19 protein-coding genes are annotated in these 20,501 nt (G+C 39.9%); 10 read left to right on the forward strand and 9 right to left on the reverse strand.

The annotated features are described in order from the left end of the window. Positions 1–18 precede the first annotated feature (18 nt). The gene (locus F0919_RS05345; protein WP_150031676.1) at positions 19–996 is read right to left on the reverse strand and encodes a GlxA family transcriptional regulator; all 978 of its coding nucleotides are present in this window, start codon (positions 994–996) and stop codon (positions 19–21) included. A 200-nt stretch (positions 997–1,196) separates the two neighbouring features. On the opposite strand from F0919_RS05345, the gene F0919_RS05350 reads away from it, so the two are divergent. From F0919_RS05350 to F0919_RS05380, 7 genes are all read left to right on the forward strand, one after another. After that, positions 1,197–1,613 carry an SRPBCC family protein gene (locus F0919_RS05350; RefSeq protein ID WP_150031677.1) on the forward strand — a complete coding sequence of 139 codons (417 nt, stop codon included), beginning with the start codon at positions 1,197–1,199 and terminating at the stop codon, positions 1,611–1,613. Positions 1,614–1,623: 10 nt separating this feature from the next. Beyond that, a complete protein-coding gene (locus F0919_RS05355) occupies positions 1,624–2,073 on the forward strand; it encodes an SRPBCC family protein (protein WP_150031678.1) in 450 nt (149 codons plus the stop codon). A 47-nt stretch (positions 2,074–2,120) separates the two neighbouring features. Beyond that, on the forward strand, positions 2,121–2,528 hold the full coding sequence (locus tag F0919_RS05360) for a VOC family protein (protein WP_150031679.1): 408 nt from the start codon (positions 2,121–2,123) through the stop codon (positions 2,526–2,528). A 12-nt stretch (positions 2,529–2,540) separates the two neighbouring features. Beyond that, positions 2,541–3,383, forward strand: a complete 843-nt coding sequence (locus F0919_RS05365; protein WP_150031680.1) for a VOC family protein — start codon at positions 2,541–2,543, stop codon at positions 3,381–3,383. Beyond that, positions 3,376–4,032 carry a GNAT family N-acetyltransferase gene (locus F0919_RS05370; protein ID WP_216629371.1) on the forward strand — a complete coding sequence of 219 codons (657 nt, stop codon included), beginning with the start codon at positions 3,376–3,378 and terminating at the stop codon, positions 4,030–4,032. Before F0919_RS05365 ends, F0919_RS05370 begins: the two co-directional genes overlap by 8 nt. Positions 4,033–4,131: 99 nt before the next feature. After that, positions 4,132–4,971, forward strand: a complete 840-nt coding sequence (locus F0919_RS05375) for a metallophosphoesterase (RefSeq protein WP_150031681.1) — start codon at positions 4,132–4,134, stop codon at positions 4,969–4,971. 57 nt (positions 4,972–5,028) lie between these two features. After that, positions 5,029–5,538: a GNAT family N-acetyltransferase gene (locus F0919_RS05380; protein ID WP_150031682.1), complete on the forward strand. Its 510-nt coding sequence runs from the start codon at positions 5,029–5,031 to the stop codon at positions 5,536–5,538. Positions 5,539–5,604: 66 nt separating this feature from the next. On the opposite strand, the gene F0919_RS05385 is transcribed toward F0919_RS05380, so the two are convergent. After that, the gene (locus F0919_RS05385; protein ID WP_150031683.1) at positions 5,605–7,800 is read right to left on the reverse strand and encodes a glutamine synthetase III family protein; all 2,196 of its coding nucleotides are present in this window, start codon (positions 7,798–7,800) and stop codon (positions 5,605–5,607) included. A 176-nt stretch (positions 7,801–7,976) separates the two neighbouring features. Between F0919_RS05385 and F0919_RS05390 the strand changes: the two genes are divergently transcribed. Continuing rightward, the gene (locus F0919_RS05390; protein WP_150031684.1) at positions 7,977–8,330 is read left to right on the forward strand and encodes a hypothetical protein; all 354 of its coding nucleotides are present in this window, start codon (positions 7,977–7,979) and stop codon (positions 8,328–8,330) included. Between the two features lie 125 nt (positions 8,331–8,455). Here F0919_RS05390 and F0919_RS05395 read toward each other — a convergent pair whose 3' ends face one another. Next, positions 8,456–9,337, reverse strand: a complete 882-nt coding sequence (locus tag F0919_RS05395; protein WP_150031685.1) for a flavin reductase family protein — start codon at positions 9,335–9,337, stop codon at positions 8,456–8,458. Between the two features lie 175 nt (positions 9,338–9,512). Next, the gene (locus F0919_RS05400; RefSeq protein WP_216629372.1) at positions 9,513–10,871 is read right to left on the reverse strand and encodes an MATE family efflux transporter; all 1,359 of its coding nucleotides are present in this window, start codon (positions 10,869–10,871) and stop codon (positions 9,513–9,515) included. A 325-nt stretch (positions 10,872–11,196) separates the two neighbouring features. Here F0919_RS05400 and F0919_RS05405 point away from each other — a divergent pair, with 325 nt between their 5' ends. Further along, complete coding sequence (locus tag F0919_RS05405; protein ID WP_150031686.1) at positions 11,197–14,139, forward strand: TonB-dependent receptor; 2,943 nt, start codon at positions 11,197–11,199, stop codon at positions 14,137–14,139. A 202-nt stretch (positions 14,140–14,341) separates the two neighbouring features. On the opposite strand, the gene F0919_RS05410 is transcribed toward F0919_RS05405, so the two are convergent. From F0919_RS05410 to tgt, 5 genes are all read right to left on the reverse strand, one after another. Continuing rightward, complete coding sequence (locus F0919_RS05410; protein WP_190277272.1) at positions 14,342–15,184, reverse strand: energy transducer TonB; 843 nt, start codon at positions 15,182–15,184, stop codon at positions 14,342–14,344. 103 nt (positions 15,185–15,287) lie between these two features. After that, a complete protein-coding gene (gene rfaD / locus F0919_RS05415; RefSeq protein ID WP_216629373.1) occupies positions 15,288–16,268 on the reverse strand; it encodes an ADP-glyceromanno-heptose 6-epimerase in 981 nt (326 codons plus the stop codon). A gap of 19 nt (positions 16,269–16,287) precedes the next feature. After that, positions 16,288–16,581: a hypothetical protein gene (locus F0919_RS05420; RefSeq protein ID WP_150031688.1), complete on the reverse strand. Its 294-nt coding sequence runs from the start codon at positions 16,579–16,581 to the stop codon at positions 16,288–16,290. Between the two features lie 63 nt (positions 16,582–16,644). After that, positions 16,645–17,733, reverse strand: a complete 1,089-nt coding sequence (locus F0919_RS05425) for an LptF/LptG family permease (RefSeq protein WP_150031689.1) — start codon at positions 17,731–17,733, stop codon at positions 16,645–16,647. A 70-nt stretch (positions 17,734–17,803) separates the two neighbouring features. After that, positions 17,804–18,934 (reverse strand): tRNA guanosine(34) transglycosylase Tgt, encoded by a 1,131-nt coding sequence (gene tgt, locus F0919_RS05430; protein WP_150031690.1) that lies wholly within the window; start codon positions 18,932–18,934, stop codon positions 17,804–17,806. 262 nt (positions 18,935–19,196) lie between these two features. Here tgt and odhB point away from each other — a divergent pair, with 262 nt between their 5' ends. After that, a complete protein-coding gene (odhB, locus tag F0919_RS05435) occupies positions 19,197–20,429 on the forward strand; it encodes a 2-oxoglutarate dehydrogenase complex dihydrolipoyllysine-residue succinyltransferase (protein ID WP_150031691.1) in 1,233 nt (410 codons plus the stop codon). Positions 20,430–20,501: the final 72 nt, after the last annotated feature.

A 20,501-nucleotide genomic window follows, 5' to 3' on the forward strand; every position in this document is an offset into this window, starting at 1 on the left:
TATTTGGAATAATTTTTACTATGCCATTGCCATTTTATTATAACGATTCCGGTATTCTACAGGCGTTAAACCGGTTATCTTTTTAAATATAGTCCTAAAAGCCTTGGTATCAGTGTATCCTACATCATACATCACTTCATTTATATTTTTCCTGCTGCTTTCAAACTGTCTTTTTGCGCCTTCAATTTTTACACGTTGTATGTAAGCCAATACCGAGTTATTGGTAGCTTGCTTAAACCTCCTTTCAAAGGTCCTGCGGCCAACTGCCACTTTATCTGCCAGGGTTTCCACTGTTATCTTTTCATCAATGTTTTGTTCAATGTATTCCTGCGCTTCTTTAACAGCTTCGTCCAGATGTGTCTTCTGGCCTTTGAACATTGCAAATGCAGACTGGCTCTGCCTGTTGATATCAATGGCAAAATATTTGGAAACGGAAATAGCAGTTTCCCTATCGGTATATTTTTCTACAAGGTGCAATAAAAGATTCCAGTAAGAAGTAGCGCCGCCACTTGAATAAATCCGGTTTTCTTCTGTAACAATCGTGCCGTCCTGAATGTCAATTTCGGGAAACATTTGCCGGAAGGCTGTGCTGAAATGCCAGTGCGTAGAACATTTGCGGCCATTCAATAAGCCTGTAGCAGCCAAAAGGAAAGCCCCCACACATAAAGAGGCCACTTCTGCACCTTTGCTATGTTGCTGTACAATCCATGGAACGAATGCTCTATTCAATTCTATACATTGTTGCATATCACCAAAGATAGCCGGAATGATAATGAGGTCTGTTTTTTCGACTTCATTTAATTGCTTATCAGGATGAACTGAAAAACGGTTCCGGTTCATCTTTATTAAATCCTTGAAACTCACCAGATTCACATCAAACAATGGCTCTTTACCATTTTCAATCAGGAATTGATTGACGGTATTAAAACAATATTCAGGATCTGCAATTGCCTGCACCACTGCATTTTCGGGAATAAGAATGCTCACATGTTTCATTTCATGAAAGATTTTCAGATTGAAGAAGAATAGTTAATTTCATTTCAAAGATATAGAATGATTTGTCGCAAATAACCCTTTTATATTCGCTTTCACACATCTTCGATTATTGAATATCACTCTAAGTTTGCATAAGAAATCGAAACAAAAATGATTTCAAAACGCAACACGATATTATTCAATATTAAAAACTAATAACAATGGAAAAAACAGTTTTAACTATTAATGCAGCAATCAATGCGCCTGTAAAAAAAGTATGGGAAATGTTCAACGATCCGCAACATGTTACAAAATGGAACAACCCATCACCCGACTGGCATACTCCAAAGGCAGAAAATGATCTTCGCGAAGGAGGCAACTTTATTTATCGCATGGAGGCAAAAGATGGCAGTTTCGGTTTTGATTTCGGTGGCACTTATGATGAAGTAAAGCCGCATGAACGTATAGCTTATACCATGGGAGACGGTCGTAAAGTGCATGCTACATTCAGAGAAGAAGGCGGAGTAACACATATTATAGAAAACTTCGAGGCAGAAACACAGAATACATTGGAGGTGCAACAAACAGGCTGGCAGGGTATTCTGGATAATTTTAAATCTTATGTCGAATCAAACTAAAAAGAGGAATATGGGAAATTTACATTTTGAAATTGCAATACAGGCGCCTGTAGAAAAGGTGTACAATACCATGCTGGCTGACGAAAGTTATCGCAAATGGACAAATCCTTTTTTCCCGGGCTCTTATTATAAAGGTTCCTGGGACAAAGGAGCCAAGATTTTATTCCTTGCTCCCGGAGAACAGGGTGAAGGAGGAATGGTGAGCCGGATTAAAGAGAACATTCCGGAACAATTTGTTTCCATCGAACATTTAGGTATGCTAAAAGATGGCAAAGAAATTACAAGCGGCCCGGAAGTAGATTCATGGGCGGGAGCTTTGGAAAACTATACGTTTGAATCTGTAGATGGCGGCACCTTATTGAAGATAGATATGCACGGCGGAGAAGATCCGAATATGACACAATATTTTAACGACACCTGGCCTAAAGCTTTGGAGATACTTAAAAAGCTTTGTGAATAGTATTTTAAGAAACTGTTATTCCTTTAATTCAACAAAAACTAATTTACATGAAACCAAAAATTTTCATCAATCTGCCGGTGGCGGATTTGAAAAAGTCTATGGACTTTTATACACAAATCGGATTCAGCGTGAATCCACAATTTACAGATGAAACTGCCGCTGCTATGGTTTTCAGCGATGAGATATTTGTAATGTTACTGACACATGAAAAGTTTAGTATGTTCACCACAAAGCCTATTTCAAATGCAGGCCAACATGCCTCTGCCATTTTTGCTTTGGAAGTGGAAAGCCCGGAAAAAATGAACAAGATGGTAGACAGCGCTCTCGCAGCGGGTGGCAGGGAGCCTTTGGAAGGAAAAGATTATGGCTTCATGCAACAACGAAGCATGGAAGATCCGGACGGACATTTATGGGAAGTATTATTTATGGACATGAGCAAATTTCCTCAACAATAAAAACTAACAATCATGACACAGCCAATTTATCCTTGTCTTTGGTTTGATGGCAAATCCAAACAAGCAGCAGAATTCTATTGTACCGTCTTCGAAAATACTTCTATAAAGGATGAGAATCCAATGGTTGTTACTTTTGATCTGGACGGACAACGTTTTATGTGCCTTAATGGCGGGCCCATGTTTAAACCCAATCCTTCCATTTCCTTTTTTGTGACATATCAGAATGAAGCAGAACTGGATGTAGTATGGAATAAGCTTGCCGAAGGCGGCAAAGTTATGATGGCATTGGATAAATATCCATGGAGCAGCCGCTACGGCTGGCTTACCGATAAGTTCGGTATCAGCTGGCAATTATATCTGGGCGACGTATCTGATGTGCCGCAAAAAGTTTGTTCCTGCTTTATGTTTACTAAAAATGTAGCCGGCAAAGCGAAAGAGGCCATCAATTTTTATACTTCTTTATTCGAAAATTCTTCCGTTGGCGGTATTATGAAATATGGGCCCGACGGACAGGATAATCCTGAATATGTTGCACACGCGCAATTCTTATTGAACGGCGAAACTTTCATGTCGATGGATAGCTCCATGTCACATGATTTCACTTTTGATGAAGGCATATCGTTAGTGGTTACATGTAAAGACCAGGAAGAAATTGATTATTTCTGGAACAAAATGACTGCAGATGGCGGACAGGAAAGCCAGTGCGGTTGGCTCAAAGATAAGTATGGGGTAAGCTGGCAGATAGTTCCGGCTGTATTGCAGCAATTAATGAGCGACCCTGAAAGGTCTAAGCGCGTGGTACCGGCATTTATGAAAATGAAAAAATTCATTATTCAGGATTTATTGGATGCCTGATAAGACGCTGCTTTCAGTACAAAGGGCCCTTGCTGTAGCAAGGGCCCTTTGCTTTATATCCATTTTCATCAGTAAATTTGAAATCATCTTTAAAGCAGCATTAGCAATGTATAACCATTACATTTTTACATCACAAAGATTAGGTTTCAGAAATTGGGCAAATAATGATGTGCCGCTTATGACTGTTATAAATGCCGATATCGATGTAATGGAATTTTTTCCTGCAACTGTTACGCGGGTGCAAACAGAGCAATTTATAGAACGTATGCAAGATATGTTTGCAACAAAAGGCTATTGTTACTTTGCTGTTGACAGATTGGAAGATGGAGCTTTCATAGGATTTATAGGATTAGGCTATCAGGATTATGACGCGCCCTTCACGCCATGTACTGACATTGGCTGGAGACTGGATAAAAATTTCTGGAATCAGGGTTATGCCACCGAAGGCGCGGAAAGATGTCTGGAATATGCTTTTGAAGATTTGAAGCTGCAAAATATCAAAGCTATTGCTCCTGAAATCAATACGCGATCGATTAATATAATGCAGAAAATCGGCATGAAAAAACAATCTGATTTCCTTCATCCAAAACTGGCGGATGACGAAAGATTGAAACATTGTGTTTGCTATGAAATAGGTGCTTCGCGATAAAATTGTAATCTTATTGTAGCTATGGACAATAAGTCATTTTGAATATCGTTCTATTTCACGTATCCTGAAATCTGAAGGGGTATGATGTAATAGATTACCATGAAACGAAGTACATTTATCAAAGGCTTGCTCGGCTTTGCAGGCGCAGGACTGCTTACGGGTTTATATTCCTGGCAAATAGAACCATACTGGCTGGAATTTGTAGAAAAGGATATGCCTGTAAAAAATCTCCCGGAATCTTTAGAGGGGCTTACATTAATGCAAATCAGCGATATTCATATCGGCAACAGATTTGACTGGCATTACATTATCGAATCTTTCCAAAAAGCACAAAAACTGGCTCCTGACTTTGTAGTTTACACAGGCGATTATGTCACTTATAAAGACAGGGAACAATTAAGTCAGTTAAAAGAAGTGCTGAAATATACGGTGCATGGAAAGTTAGGCACGTCAGGTATTTTAGGCAATCATGATTATGGTCATGGCTGGAAAGAAAGTACATTGGCAAATGAAATTCAAGGTATGCTTGAAAAGCATGGCATTACTATGCTGCGTAATGCACAGCAAGATTTTAACGGATTAAATATCATCGGGTTTGATGATTATTGGGCTACCAATTTTCATCCGGAAAATGTGATGAAGGATTATGATGCATCGAAAGCGAATTTATTGCTGTGCCACAATCCTGACGTTTGCGATTTGGGTGTATGGAATAGTTATCAGGGCTGGATTCTGGCGGGTCATACACATGGCGGACAAGTAAAACCACCTTTTCTGAATGCACCTATGTTACCGGTTAAGAACAAAAAATATGCTGCCGGAGAAATTGACTTAGGCGATGGCAGAACTTTGTATATCAACAGGGCATTAGGTTGTTTATGGCAGGTCAGACTGAATGTAAGGCCTGAGATTACGGTATTCAGGTTGAAGGTGGGATAAGGTATGATTTTGTTAGATTTGTATTCTATTAAAACCAAAATAGAAAACCAAGAATAAATGGAAATACTATTGAGTCAAATGACGGATATAGATACTATTTTTGAACTGTATGATGATGCAATCGCTTTTCAAAAACAAGTATCGACAAAGCAATGGCGTGGTTTTGAGCGGGCGCTTGTCGAAACAGAAATACAGAAAGGATTGCAGTATAAGATTATAATAAATGGAGCAGTTGCCTGCATTTTTGCCATTGCATATAATGATGAAATTTTTTGGGGTGCAAAAGATTTACAACCTTCTATTTATCTTCACAGGATAGTTACCAATCCTACATTCAGAGGGCATTCGTTTGTAAAAGTAATTATTGAATGGGCGAAAGAATATTGTAAGGAGAATAACAGACAATTCATTAGAATGGATACATGGGGCGATAACCAACGACTGATTGATTACTATATTACGTGTGGTTTTGAGCATACTGAAACCATTCTGCTCTCGAATACGGAAGGTTTACCAGCACATTATACTGCTATGGAATTGGCGTTGTTTGAAATTGAAGTAATTTAATTGAAAGATAAAAATGAAATAGCCGCACGATTTTCGTGCGGCTATTTGTCTTTATAATGAAAATGCTTATCTGATAAACAACAGCTCTCTGTACTTAGGCATTGGCCAGATTTTATCTTCAATGATCAATTCCAATTTGTCAGCATGGTAACGAATTTCGTCGAATTTCACTTTTACGTTATTACAATATGCAAAGGCGCGATCACGTGCATCTTCGATTTTGTTGGCCTTCTTGCGTTCGTCAATCATAGTTTCTACCATATCATTGATGTTTTGGATATGGTTTGAAACTACCTCCAACAAATTCATCTGAGCTTTATAAGATGCAGGTTTCAAGCCTACTTCTTTCAAACCGCGAACATTTTCTATCAAGGTATTTTGATAATGAATGGCAGCAGGCAATACGTGATTGGTACATAGGTAACCTAAAATACGTGCTTCGATTTGTACTTTCTTCACATACTCTTCCATTACAATTTCGTAACGGGCATGAAGTTCACGCTCAGAATAGATACCTAATTCTGTAAATAATTTTACGGTTTCCGGTTTTACCAGCACTTCCAATGCTTCAGGCGTGGTTTTGAAATTGCTTAAGCCGCGTTTCTCCGCTTCTTTAGCCCAGGCTTCGCTGTAGTTATCTCCTTCAAACAAAATGTTGCGGGATTCGTGAATATAATCACGCAATACTTGAAGGATAGCAATTTCTTTCTTTTCGCCTTTATCAATCTTCGCATCAACCGTAACTTTGAATTGTTTCAAAGTATTAGCCATGATACTGTTCAAAGTTGACATGGAAGATGCGCAGTTTGCCGAAGAACCTACCGCGCGGAATTCAAATTTATTGCCTGTGAATGCAAACGGACTGGTGCGGTTACGATCCGTATTGTCCATCATCAATTCAGGAATATGTTTGTGCAAATCCAATTTAAGTATTTGCTCATCTTGCTCCGTGAATTTACCTTTTACTCTTTCTTCAATTTCATTTAAAACAGAAGTAAGATAAGTACCGATAAATACAGACATGATAGCCGGTGGCGCTTCGTTTGCACCTAAGCGGTGATCATTGCTTGCAGATGCAATCGCAGCTCTTAACAAATCAGCATTATCGTGGAAAGCTTTGATGGTATTAACGAAGAATGTTAAGAACAATAAGTTGGTACGTGGCGTTTTGCCTGGTCCTAAAAGATTTACACCTGTATCAGTTGCAAGGCTCCAGTTATTGTGCTTACCGCTACCATTTACGCCTGCAAATGGTTTTTCGTGGAATAACACTTTTAATTTATGACGTTTCGCCACTTTATTCATCACATCCATCAACAAGGTGTTGTGATCAACAGCAATGTTACATTCTTCGAAAATAGGAGCACACTCAAACTGAGCCGGTGCAACCTCGTTATGACGTGTACGTAATGGAATACCTAATTTATAAGCTTCTTGTTCGTAGTCTTGCATGAAAGCAAAAACACGTTCAGGAATAGAACCGAAATAATGATCTTCTAATTGTTGTCCTTTTGCAGGTGTATGGCCAATCAATGTTCTGCCGCACATCAGAATATCCGGACGGGCATTCGCCATAGATTCATCAATCACGAAATACTCTTGCTCCCAACCTAAAGTCGCCGTTACTTTGGTTACGTTCTTATCGAAGTAATGACAAACATCCACCGCTGCTTTATCCAATACTTCAATTGATTTCAACAAAGGCGCTTTATAATCCAGAGATTCACCGTTGTAAGCTACGAAGATAGTAGGAATGCAAAGTGTTTTACCTTGTGCTGTTTCGATAATGAAAGCAGGAGAGTTCGGGTCCCATGCAGTATATCCACGCGCTTCGAAAGTAGCACGGATACCACCATTCGGAAAACTGGAAGCGTCCGGTTCTTGTTGGATCAATGCATCACCGTCAAAAGTTTCGATAGCTGTACCGTCTGCTTTTAGAGTAAAAAAGGAATCATGTTTTTCAGCAGTGGTTCCGGTCAATGGTTGGAACCAGTGTGAAAAGTGGGATGCACCACGCTCTTCAGCCCAGGTCTTCATGCCGGCAGCAATTTGCTCCGCCATTTTGCGTTCGATCTTTGTGCCGTTCTGGATAGATTTAGTCAGGCTTTTGTAAGCCTCGTCGGTTAAATACTGGCGCAATGCAGCCCCTGTAAAAACGTTGGTTCCAAAAATGGCAGTTATCTTTTTGCCATTATAGCTGTTGATCTGCATCTTGCTGTGCGCATCAACACTTTCAATCGACTCAAAACGAAATGAAGACATTGTGGTTTGAATTTTATATTAAAAATTAAATAATGTAGACTTATTTTTTAATTACAGTGCAAAAATGAGAATAATTTTCTGAATAATGCAACATTAAAAAATAAAAAATTCATTTTTGTTTACCAAATTACAAACCATCTTTCTCCGTCTTTGACTATAATAATCCTATATATTACATGAAAATATTTTTCAAAACTACTTTCGCCATAATATCAGCATTGATTTTTTCTTCCTGCGATCCTCAAACCTGTGGCACGGCTTATATAGAAAATCAAAGCTCAGGAGATATTTATTTAGAAGTAGACTCCAACAGGGTTGATACATTAAGCGCAGGACAAGTGAAAACAATCGGCCCCGTTTGTGGATTGGCTCAGGGTCAAACACCTTCTGCCATGGTATTATACAATTCAGTAAAAAATGATGACACTTTCTGCCGTAAAGATATCAGGTGGGACAGCAATTGGTCGACTATACAGGTAGAGAAATACAAATGGGAACATCGCTTCACGATTAATGATTCGGATTTTTAAATGAAAATGCCCAGGCAAAATTAATCATGTCAAAATCATTCGGTATGAAAATTTACCGCATTAATATCTTAATAAAATAAGGGCTGTCCGGAATTCCGGACAGCCCTTATTTTATTGAAAAGATTTTATATTTCTGCCAATAAAATCTGCCAGGCATGTTCTACTTCGTGTCGTTGCAACAATTCTTTAGCGTATTGATGCAAGGCATTATTCAATAAAGAGGGCTCATTATTATAGTCCTGCAAAATCTGTCTTAAACGTTCATCTTCTGAAATGCTTGTAATTACAGGTATTTCTGTGCTGTTAGCTAATAACCCCAGATCATTGCCGCTTAATATAGAACTGTTTCGAACGTTTTCGGGAAGGTTATCAAAGCCAATGCCAAGATTCAGATTGGGCTTGGGTACTTCAAATACGGCATCGCCGGAGGCGCGGCAATAATAGTCGCCACCCATGCGGGCTACCAAATCTATTTTATGTGGGTCAATTTGCAAATCATCTCCCAGTACATTGTCGTTGATGTGCATCCTTAAAATTTCGCAGATAATAAGATTGGCTGCGCCGCCTTCATTACCTGTTTCAATAACCTGCATCAGCTTGCATTCCAATGCTACCGGCGACTCTTTTACTCTGAAAGGCCTTACCAATTCAGACGCAACGGGTGTAAAGCCGGATTTGACAAACTCGTTGGTGCCTTTAGGATATTCACAACTGGCAAGGCTCATTTGCTGCACCATGTCATAATTCACTACATTGATCACTACTTCTTTGGTTTCATAGATATTTTCCAAAGTATGTTTAATGGTATTGTCTCTCACACGACGTGCGGGTGAAAAGATAGCAATGGGAGGCTTACTGCCAAAGACATTGAAAAAGCTGAACGGGGAAAGGTTCATATTGCCTTCGTTGTCGATAGTACTTGCAAAACAAATGGGGCGAGGTGCAACGCTCCCCAAAAGATAAGCATGTAATTGTTTGGTACTGATTTCTCCGGGTGTAACAATCATAATCTATATTTTATAGCGGCTTTACAGACCGTTTAATTGTAAAAATTTAGGGTTGCAAAGATAGGCGAACTCTTTTGTACAAAAAATTATCAGCATACTATTGAAAGTGCTGTGCGTGCGGCAAAACACGACATTTTTTTTAAATCTAAATGAGGTTTATAGCATTTCAGTAATTCTAACCGGGAATAAGTTTATTTTTCCCTGAAATCCTTAAAAAACGGATGCTTAAAAATAAAGATGAAAGAGTCAACCCTATTATGAAACCAAGCCAGATGCCTACTGCACCTAAATGAAACTGCTTAGCCATAATATACCCGAAAGGAATGCCCACTACCCAATAGGCGACTGCTATAAGTATTGTTGGCGTTTTTACATCTTTGATACCACGCAACAATCCGGCACTGACGGCCTGCGTACTGTCGGAAATCTGGAATATGGCGGCAAACAACAATAAATATCCTGCTAAAGATGCTACTTCTTTAGCGCCTGTTTCATTTTCTTTTGTGAAAAAAGCAGGCAGGTAATTGCGTAGCGAGGTGAACAAAACCGCACAAAATATACCATACATCAGGGCCATAATCAAAGTGCTCCTGCCAATGGCATTAATTTTTGTCCAGTCTTTGCGGCCAAAGGCATTGCTGGTACGTATAGAGCCGCCTTGTGCCAATCCCATAGAAACCATAAAAGTAAAGGATGCACAAACCAGTGCAATCTGGTGTGCTGCCTGAGCTACAGGGCTTATGGTGCCGATAATGATACCTGAAATACAGAATGCACCGGCTTCCATGCCAATCTGCAAACTGCTCGGAACGCCTATCTGCAATAATCTTTGCATGGTAGCGCGGTTTATTTTCCATTGATTGCTGCGGACAGCAACATATTTCCTGAATGTTTTGTGAGATAAAATCACCAGACCCAAAACAATAAAAACGAGGCTGCGTGTAATAAGGGTACCGAAACCTGCGCCTACTAATTCCAATCGTGGAAATCCCCAGTTACCGAAAATCAACAGCCAGTTAATAAACACATTAATAGGTAAGGCCAATATGGAAAGTAACATGGCTGTCCTGGTAAATTCAAGTCCGTCGGTAAATTGCTTTAAAGCCATAAACAGAATCATGGGAATGATAGACCATCCCATTAACTGAAGAAAAGGAACAGCGAGCCTTGCCACTTCCGCATCCTGACCTAAATGGAAAAGAATGTTTTTTCCTAACTCCAAGCCTCCTGAAATAATTAATGCCGCTATGGCACACAACCAGAAACCATTATAAAAGTAATGGGATACCAATTGCCCGTCGCGACGGCCATGCGCCATAGATACCATTTGAGAAACAGCAAAGGTTATACCAATGCCAAATACAAAAGGGATATTGATTACGCTCATTACCAATGCCGCTGCCGCCAATTGTTTGTAATTGCCGATATTGCCAATCATAGCCGTATCAATAATATGCAAGGCCATTTGCGCCAGTTCGCCAAAAATAATAGGCAAAGCTAATTTCATGGTGCTTTTCGCCTCATTCACCAACATAATTCCAAATATTTAAATCTTTTGCCGATGCAACATTTAAACAAAAAATATTGTTTCCTTCTTGTTGCAGTTTTAAGGTGGCGAAGTTAACTAAGTTTTATGGCAGATAAATTGAAAATGATTCAAGGCAAAAAGTACGTTGCTATTTGTGAAAAAAATATTAATTCATTGTGAACTTTATTATTCTGATGCGGCCAAAAGAAAGAATGTGCCGGTCAACTATTCATTTTGAAAAAACCTTTGGTTAATTAGTGTAAATGAGCTCTCAACTAAATAAACTATCAGATATTTGCGCAGTCAAAAGCCACGCTTTCAAAACAAAAAAATGAACCAAATATTTAAAACCTTTCTTTTTCTGCTATTATTAAGCACCTGCTCCATTGCTGCTTTTTCTCAAAATGGTTCTAAAATTTATGGTATCATTAAAGATAATGTGAATGAACCATTGACAGGCGCAACCGTTGCTTTAAGGAATAATGCAGATTCTTTCGTAGCAGGAACTGCTGCCGATATCGACGGTAATTTCATTATCAATGATGTTCCTGACGGTTCTTATAAGATGACTATCTCTTATCTGGGTTATGAAGATTATAAAAAAACTATTGATATTGCAGGAAGTGAACTGAATCTTGGTATTCTTAAATTGGACCCTTCAAAAGGCACAACGCTGGACGAAGTGAAGATTGTAGAGAAAGCGCCGCCTGTTCAGCAAAAAGAAGACACTACGCAATTCAATGCAGGTTCGTATAAAGTAAATCCTGATGCCACTGCAGAAGATTTGATCAGAAAGATGCCGGGCATGGATTTAAGCACAGGTAAACCACAGGCACAAGGTGAATCAGTTACAAAGGTATTGGTAGATGGAAAGCCTTTCTTTGGCGATGATCCCAGCTCCTCTTTAAAGAATTTACCCGCAGAAGTAATTGATAAGATTCAGGTGTATGATGAGAAAAGCGACCAGAGCCAGTTTACTGGTTTTGATGATGGCAATACTTCCAAAACAATCAATATTATAACGAAGCCTAACAGAAAACAAGGTGTGTTCGGAAAGCTATATGCAGGCGGAGGTACAGACGGAACGAAGGACGCAAGCGACAACTATGATGCCAAGTATAATGCAGGCGGCAATATAAACTATTTTGAAGGAGACAGAAGAATCAGTTTGATTGGCCAATCCAACAATATCAATATTCAAAACTTCTCCTCTCAGGATTTAGTGGGTATTTCAGGAACAAGCGGTGGTCGTGGCGGCGGAAGCCGTGGTGGTGGTCCCGGCGGTGGTGGCGCAAGCAGCAGTTTTACTACTAATCAGTCAAGCGGTATCAACAAAACAAATGCAGTCGGGTTTAACTATTCCGATAAATGGGGCAAAAAAGTGGATGTAACTGCAAGTTACTTTTTCAATAATTCGGATAATACTACGACACAAACAACAGAAAGAGATTTTGTATTACCATCTGATGCAGGTAAAATATATAATGATACCACCTTGTCAAATGCCGTAAATAACAATCATCGTTTCAATATGCGCTTCAACTATACTATTGATTCGTTCAATAGTTTATTGATTGTGCCTTCGCTTTCATTCCAGAATAACAACAGCACATCTTTATTAAATGGTTCAACCATGTTGAATCATACTGATTTGCTTAATTCAACCATCAACAGATATTCCAGTGATAAAAGCGGCAATAATCTATCAACTATGTTGTTGTACCGTCATAAATTCAGAAAACAGGGAAGGACATTATCGTTAATGGCGAATGGCGGTTATAATAAAAATGATGGCAATTCAAGTCTTTTTGCTCCTGTCGTAAGTGAAGACGGCATTGATACAACAGACCAGCAAGCCGTAAGCAAACAACATGGCTGGAATATTAATTCCAATGTAAACTATACCGAGCCATTGTCTAAAAAGAGTTTCCTTCAGGTTCAATATGGCTTGAATTATCAGCAAAGTTCTTCGGACAAAAGAACCAATGATTTTTCTTACATAACCAATGATTATACGGACCTGAATACTGCTTTGAGTAATAAATTTACTACAAACTATATTACCAACAAAGGAGGTCTGACTTATCGTTATAATGACACTAATTTTAATTTCAATATCGGAGTAGATTTCCAGAACGCAAACCTGGATAATCAACGTGAATTGCCGCAAAACAACGCTATTCAGAGGAGCTTCAATACTGTTTTGCCCAATGCAAGGTTCCAGTATAATTTCAGCAAAAAGAAAACATTAAGATTGTTTTACCGCAGCTCAACATCAGCTCCATCTGTTTCGCAATTACAGGATGTGGTAGATAATTCTAATCCATTGCAGATTTCGACCGGTAACCCTAATCTGGTACAGACTTATAATAATAGTTTGTTCATGCGGTATAATGCTACGAATACGAAGAATAACAGTACATTCTTTGCTATGTTATCTGCCCAGAATACAAGAGATTATATTGCAAACAGTACCATAATCGTAAATGACTCCACCAATTTAAACGGTGTCGTAGTTCCGGCAGGCGGCCAATACACCAGACCCGAAAATATGAACGGTTATTGGAACTTCAGAGGCTTTGCAACTTATGGTGTACCTATCAATGCATTGAAAAGCAATATCAATGGTAATGCTACTTTAGGCTACGTAAGGACACCGGGTATGGTGAATCTGCAAAAGAACTATGCCAACAATACTTCTATGGGATTGGGTTTGGTGCTGAGCAGTAATATCAGCGATAAAATTGATTTCACCTTATCAACCAATGCCAATTATAATATTATAAGGAATACATTGAACACCAATTCCAACACGCAATATTACAATCAGTCAAGCAGGCTTTCGCTGAACTATATTTTCTGGAAAGGCATTGCATTTAATACAGAGTTGAATCATCAGTTATATCGCGGTCTTTCTGCTGCATACAATCAAAATTATCTTTTGTGGAACATGAGCCTTGGCAAAAAACTTTTCAAAAAGCAACAAGGTGAAATCAAGTTCTCTGTTTATGATTTGTTGAAGCAGAACAACAGCATTGCTACGACTGTAACAGAATCTTATATCCAATACACGCAAACAAATGTATTGCAGCGCTATTTTATGCTGACCTTTACTTATAACCTGAGATTTTTCAAAGGCGGTGCCAGTATGAAAGATACAGAGAATAATGAAAGGAACGGTGGTGAACAAAGAATGTTCGGTCCTCCTCCGGGAGCGCCACCGGGCGGCGGACCAGGTGGGCCTTCTCCGGGAATGATGCCTCCGATGGATTAAATATTTTAAGCAAAAAGATTCAAGCTAAAGGCTTGAATCTTTTTTTTATTTTGCTCATTTTTATTCAGCTTGTGTATATTTCACAACGTGTAAAAGTTCAAGATTTGATAACTTTTTAAAAGTTACAAGTTTGGCAATGTTTAAAAGTTACAAGATTTGACAACTTTCAAAAAGTTGTCAAATCTATAGAATACAAACATTATTAATCCAGCCTGAATGTTATGGGCAAGGTATAATATGCCTTAACTGCTTTGCCTTTCACTTGGCCGGGCTTCCAGGTTTTCATAGCGTTGACTACCCTCAGTGCTTCTTTATCGCAACCATAACCAATACCCTTTTGAACTTCCGCACCTTCAATTTTCCCTTCTTTGTTTACAACAAATCTTACAACAACTCTTCCTTGTATCTGATTTTCTCTGGCCTCGTTTGGATAGCGTATATTTCTTTGCAGATATTCGAGTAAAGCCGCCATTCCGCCGGGGTATTCAGGTGGAACATCTGTGCCGATAGCAATAACTTCTTTTGTATCTGTTCCTCCTATCTTGCCATTGGGATCGCCTCCGCCATCTCCGGCAGGGCCACTTGGTGGTGTTGGGTCTTTTGCAACGTTAAGCCCATCATTGCCCGGATTAGTTACAGGGCCAGCAATTGCACCTTTTAAATCATCCGGCTTCGGCGGATCCGGTTTGATGACATTATTATCTTTGGCTATAACGGGCTCAGGGTTTTGAAATGTCTTTGCAACAGATGCATTGTGTGTTTTTGCGGGCTGAGCAGGAGGCGGTATTATTTTCTCAGGAAGTGTAACTTCAGTCATAACAGCATCAATGATTGTTTTCGGATTAAAAGCCACGGTGCTTTTCTCATGATTATCCATCAGGCAAGGGATGCTGCCGGCAAGAACAAGCAACGAAAGCATTAGTCCTAATGCCTTGGCAGCACGCCTTTCATAATGCTTACGCAATTCGTAACCGCCATAATTTTTATTTCTGTTATCATAGATTAAATCCAGATAATCGGCCTGAAGAATTTTGTTGATTTCCATAACGAAGAATTTATTATACAGAAACCAGTATTGATTTTTTCCATAAAAAAATCTCCGGCAACAGATTTTGTCGCCGGAGATTTTCAACTTGATAATTTCTTTATTAATAGTTGGAAGCCTGTTCCAGATAATATTTGAGGTAATCGGCAATGCCTTCTTCCAGCGTAAAAAAAGATTTGTCATATCCTGCCATCTTTAGCTTGCTCATGTCTGCCTCAGTGAAATATTGATACTTTTCCCGAATATCTTCGGGTGTGTCAATATATTCAATCTTACCCGCAAGGTTTAATTTGCTGAAAATGGCATTAGCAAGGTCATTGAAGCTTCTTGCTTTTCCTGTGCCGAGATTGTATATGCCGCTTTCAGGTCTGTTTTCCATAAGCCAGATACATACCTGTAATACATCCATTACATACACAAAGTCTCGCAACTGTTCTCCGTCTTTATATCGGGGATTGTGGGAACGGAACAATTTTATATAGCCCCTGTCTTTTATTTGCTGGTAAGCATGAAAAATAACAGAAGCCATCCTGCCTTTATGATATTCATTAGGGCCATAAACATTAAAGAATTTCAGCCCGGCCCAGAAAGGCGGCTGCCTTTTTTGTTCCAATGCCCAGATGTCAAATTCGTTTTTGGAAACACCGTAAGGATTCAGGGGATGTAATTGCGGAATGACTTGCTCATCATCCTTATAGCCATGCTCACCGTTGCCATAAGTAGCAGCAGATGAAGCATAGACGAGTGGGATATTATTTTCGATACAATACTCCCATATACCTTTGGAATAATCGAGATTCAGTTTCCTGAATATTTCATAATCAGGTTCGGTAGTATCGGTGCGGGCCCCTAAATGGAAAATATATTGTATGGTGTCAGGGTGGTTCTTAAGCCAGTCGGCAAATTGCTCGCGGTGCACTTTGTGCAGATATTTCTTACCCGTCAGGTTATACACCTTTTTGCTGTCAGAGAAATCATCTACCAATACCAGATTATCGTAACCTGATTGATTCAGATAACTGGTCAGGCAACTGCCAATAAAACCGGCAGCACCGGTCACGACAATCACATCGTCCTTTCCCATAAATACGTTTTACTGAATATTAATGATGCGCTTCCTCAGCAGCAGGTTGCGCTTCATGATGTGCGGTATCGGTCGCAGCATGCTCTTCCGTAGCAGGAGCAGCAGTTGTATGCGCTTCGCTTGCGGCAGCTTCATGATTAGCAACACCTTCTACATGTTCCGTTGCAGCACCGTGTTCTCCGTGTCCTTCGCCTTTGTTTTCAGCTTGTACGAAATTGATAGCTGCAATAATAAGGCCTACAAATATGATAACAGCCCATAATGCAGATGAACTTGGAATATTGGTTTTTTCAGTTGGTACGGAATGCGACATAAATTTTAAATTCTTTAGATGGCAAAAGTAATTTTTTTTGACAAAATTAAAATGCCTGAGATTTTATTTTATTTGTTTCCTGTAAAAGTAAATAGCTACCAAGGCAAAAATCAGGTTAGGTATCCACACTGCTATCAGGGGATCAAGGCCCGCATTAGTAGAAAAAGTCTGCGAAAATTGCAGAAACATCATATACAAGGCACTCATTACAATTCCTACAGCCAGATGAAGCCCGCCGCCACCGCGCACCTTGCGGGAGGCAATGCAGGCACCGATGATAGTGAGTATAAAACCCGCAAAAGGCTGCGCAGTACGCTTATGCAATTCTATCAGGTAAAAATTAACACTTTCCTTGCCTCTTTGTTTTTCCTGAGCAGTATATCTTATCAGTTCGGGAGTGGTCATGGCTTCCTTGTTCCGGTTATCCTCATTCAGATCTGTAGGCGTGAATGCATATTTCTGCTTCAGGGAATCCTTCAAGGTCAATGTTTCCTTTATGCCGTCATTCTTTCTGATAACTACATTCACCAATTTCCATTCTTTCTTCAATGAGTCATAATAAGCCTTTTCGGCCATTATTTTCTGCGTCAGCAGGGTTCCGTTCATTTGTTCAAATGTAAAACGGCGGCCATAGCCATCATTGAAATTATAGCCTTCCATATAAATATAGGAATGCGGGCTTAATCTCAAATGTGCATTATGACTTGTAGATACTTTTTTAGACCAGATATATTTAATGGAAAAATCCCTGATGTTCTTATTGGCAATCGGTACAATCCAGTGGTTAGCCAACAACGAAAGCATGCCCAGAATAATACTGCCATAAACATAAGGCCTCAGAAACCGTTGAAAAGAAACACCCGCAGCCAGCGTTGCAATAACTTCCGTTTTATAAGCCATCTTGGAGGTGAAGAAGATGGTGGAAATAAATATGAATAAAGGAAAAAGTAATGCCGTTATGGACGGAATGAAATTGATAAAATAGAAAAACACAGCGCCCGCCGGAGCTTTGTTCGATACAAGGTCATCTATCTTTTGCGAATAATCAATTACACAGGCAATCACCGCCAATATCATAATGGCGAAGAAGAAAGTCGTAAGGAATTTCTTCAGGATGAAAAGGTCGATTATTTTAAAAAAACGATGGAACAATCTTAGGTTTTAATATTTAGGTTCTTCAAGCTTTATTTACACTTCGGTCGAGATGACGCATTCACTCTTCTTATAATCTGCGTTTTACAATCTCCATTTGTTCACGTCTCCACTTGCCATAATCGCCTGCAATAATATGTTTGCGTGCTTCTTTTACCAGATGCAGGTAAAAAGAAAGGTTCTGCAAGCTTGCCAGTTGTAAACCCAAAATCTCCTGCGCGGCAAATAAATGCCTCAGATATGCTTTGGTATAAGTATTGCTTGAACCGCCATCCAGACCCGCATCTATCGGACTGAAATCATCTGCCCAACGCTTATTCTTAATATTAATAACACCTTCCGTTGTGAATAGCATACCATTACGTCCGTTACGGGTAGGCATCACACAGTCAAACATATCTACACCCAGGCCGATGCACTCCAATATATTCCAGGGAGTGCCTACACCCATCAGATAACGCGGTTTTGTCTTCGGAAGTATGCCGGTCACCAATTCGCACATCTCATACATATCCTGTTCCGGCTCTCCAACTGATAATCCACCAATGGCATTGCCGTCTGCTTCCATGGAAGCTGCAAATTCAGCCGATTGTATCCTTAAATCTTTATAAGTGCTGCCCTGCACAATGGGAAATAAGCTCTGCTCATAACCATATTTGGGCTCCGTTTCATTAAATCGCTGAAAACAACGTGCCAGCCAGCGATGCGTCATTTCCATCGATTTCTTTGCATCATTATATTCGCAGGGATAAGGCGTGCATTCGTCAAAAGCCATTACAATATCTGCGCCGATGCTGCGCTGGATGTCCATTACACTTTCAGGCGTGAACAAATGCCTTGAACCGTCGATATGCGATTGGAACAATGCCCCTTCTTCTTTCAGTTTACGGTTGGCAGAAAGCGAAAATACCTGATAGCCGCCGCTATCGGTTAGGATGGGCTTATCCCAACCATTAAATTTATGTAAACCACCTGCCTTTTCCAGAATTTCGGTACCCGGACGAAGGTAGAGATGATAAGTATTTCCCAGAATAATCTGAGCCTTTACATCCTGCTTTAATTGCTCCTGCATAACGGCTTTAACACTGCCCACTGTGCCGACAGGCATAAAAATAGGTGTTTCGATAGTGCCGTGAGCGGTATGCAGCAGTCCGGCGCGGGCACCTGTTTCAGGATCGGTGGCTATTAATTCAAATTCCATGCGGCTGCGAAATTAAGCATTTTGATGAAGTGAAAATGATTTAAAGTTGTTCTTAAACAGGAGGTCATGTTATTATATAGATGCAATCCTGTCGCTCCGGAATTTGATTTTAATGACATTTCTCATTGGTAATTTTCTAAAACAGCCTATTTTGCAAATAACCTTTGTTAAATGAACTGTGTTTCCTAATTTAGCAGCCCAATAGCAAAATGCGCATTTTTTTGCTGTTTTTCAATAATTAGCTAATTATATTATTCTTTCCATGATTGAGATAAAAGTTCCCCCGGTTGGAGAATCCATTAGTGAAGTGACACTTGTAAAGTGGATCAAGAAAGATGGTGACTGGGTTGATCGCGATGAAGTTATTTGCGAATTGGAATCTGAAAAAGCGACCTTTGAATTGAACGCCGAACAGGCGGGTATCCTTCATACCGTTGCTAAAGAGGATGACACCCTCAACATAGGTGATATTGCCTGCAAGATTGATGAAACAGCAGAAAGGCCTGCCAATGCCGCTCCTGCAAAAGCTGCAGAAGCGCCTAAAGCAGAGACTAAGGCCGAAGCTCCGAAAGCTGCTGCTCCCGCAGACGCGCCTGCAAAACCTGCTGCCGATGTAAAAGCTACTCCGGTTGCAAATGCCATCATGGCTGACAAGCAGGTGAGCCCTACTACCGTAAAAGGTACAGGTTCCAACGGCCGCATCATGAAAGGCGATGTATTGGCGGCATTGGAAAATCCGGGTAGAACGCCGGGCAAACCAATGAACAGCCGCGAAGACCGCCCTGAAAAGATGAGCAATTTGCGTAAGACTATTTCGCGCAGACTGGTAGAGGCGAAAAACTCAACAGCAATGCTTACGACTTTCAATGAAGTGGACATGGACCGCATCATGGAAATACGTACCAAGTATAAAGATAAGTTCAAAGAAACACATGGCGTAAACCTGGGCTTTATGTCCTTCTTTACCAAAGCATGTACCATTGCATTGCAGGAGTGGCCTGCAGTAAATGCGTATATTGATGGCGACCATGTTATTTACCATGAATATTGCGATGTCTCTATTGCAGTTTCCGCTCCGAAAGGATTGGTTGTTCCTGTAATCCGTAACGCGGAAAGCATGAGCATGTTTGAAATAGAGAAAGAAGTGGTGGTTCTGGCAGGTAAGGCGAGAGAAAACAAATTGAGTGTGGAAGAAATGACAGGTGGTACTTTCACTATCACAAACGGTGGGGTATTCGGTTCATTGATGAGCACACCTATTATCAATATTCCGCAATCTGCCATTCTTGGTATGCACAAAATACAAGACCGTCCGATGGCTATCAATGGTAAAGTAGAGATTCGTCCGATGATGTATCTTGCTTTAAGTTACGACCACCGCATCATCGACGGCCGTGAGTCAGTAGGCTTCCTGGTAAGAGTAAAAGAATTACTGGAAAATCCTGAATTGCTGTTAATAGGTAAAGATCCTGTAAAAGCTTTATTGGAACTATAAACGTTTAGTTATCCCACACCTTGAGGTGTACGACAACTAAACGTCTTCACATAAATAAAGGCAACCAATTAG

It is taken from the genome of Taibaiella lutea (genome assembly GCF_008629695.1).
GTDB lineage: Bacteria > Bacteroidota > Bacteroidia > Chitinophagales > Chitinophagaceae > Taibaiella > Taibaiella lutea.

What these genes read in the sequence shown, in the direction of transcription:
- F0919_RS05370 (WP_216629371.1), top strand. Translation starts at nt 3,376, where the DNA reads ATGCCTGATAAGACGCTGCTTTCAGTACAAAGGGCCCTTGCTGTAGCA.
- F0919_RS05350 (WP_150031677.1), top strand. Translation starts at nt 1,197, where the DNA reads ATGGAAAAAACAGTTTTAACTATTAATGCAGCAATCAATGCGCCTGTA.
- F0919_RS05420 (WP_150031688.1), bottom strand. Translation starts at nt 16,581, where the DNA reads ATGTCGCATTCCGTACCAACTGAAAAAACCAATATTCCAAGTTCATCT.
- F0919_RS05380 (WP_150031682.1), top strand. Translation starts at nt 5,029, where the DNA reads ATGGAAATACTATTGAGTCAAATGACGGATATAGATACTATTTTTGAA.
- F0919_RS05390 (WP_150031684.1), top strand. Translation starts at nt 7,977, where the DNA reads ATGAAAATATTTTTCAAAACTACTTTCGCCATAATATCAGCATTGATT.
- F0919_RS05360 (WP_150031679.1), top strand. Translation starts at nt 2,121, where the DNA reads ATGAAACCAAAAATTTTCATCAATCTGCCGGTGGCGGATTTGAAAAAG.
- tgt (WP_150031690.1), bottom strand. Translation starts at nt 18,934, where the DNA reads ATGGAATTTGAATTAATAGCCACCGATCCTGAAACAGGTGCCCGCGCC.
- F0919_RS05385 (WP_150031683.1), bottom strand. Translation starts at nt 7,800, where the DNA reads ATGTCTTCATTTCGTTTTGAGTCGATTGAAAGTGTTGATGCGCACAGC.
- F0919_RS05345 (WP_150031676.1), bottom strand. Translation starts at nt 996, where the DNA reads ATGAAACATGTGAGCATTCTTATTCCCGAAAATGCAGTGGTGCAGGCA.
- F0919_RS05400 (WP_216629372.1), bottom strand. Translation starts at nt 10,871, where the DNA reads ATGTTGGTGAATGAGGCGAAAAGCACCATGAAATTAGCTTTGCCTATT.
- rfaD (WP_216629373.1), bottom strand. Translation starts at nt 16,268, where the DNA reads ATGGGAAAGGACGATGTGATTGTCGTGACCGGTGCTGCCGGTTTTATT.
- F0919_RS05365 (WP_150031680.1), top strand. Translation starts at nt 2,541, where the DNA reads ATGACACAGCCAATTTATCCTTGTCTTTGGTTTGATGGCAAATCCAAA.
- F0919_RS05375 (WP_150031681.1), top strand. Translation starts at nt 4,132, where the DNA reads ATGAAACGAAGTACATTTATCAAAGGCTTGCTCGGCTTTGCAGGCGCA.
- odhB (WP_150031691.1), top strand. Translation starts at nt 19,197, where the DNA reads ATGATTGAGATAAAAGTTCCCCCGGTTGGAGAATCCATTAGTGAAGTG.
- F0919_RS05355 (WP_150031678.1), top strand. Translation starts at nt 1,624, where the DNA reads ATGGGAAATTTACATTTTGAAATTGCAATACAGGCGCCTGTAGAAAAG.
- F0919_RS05410 (WP_190277272.1), bottom strand. Translation starts at nt 15,184, where the DNA reads ATGGAAATCAACAAAATTCTTCAGGCCGATTATCTGGATTTAATCTAT.
- F0919_RS05395 (WP_150031685.1), bottom strand. Translation starts at nt 9,337, where the DNA reads ATGATTGTTACACCCGGAGAAATCAGTACCAAACAATTACATGCTTAT.
- F0919_RS05405 (WP_150031686.1), top strand. Translation starts at nt 11,197, where the DNA reads ATGAACCAAATATTTAAAACCTTTCTTTTTCTGCTATTATTAAGCACC.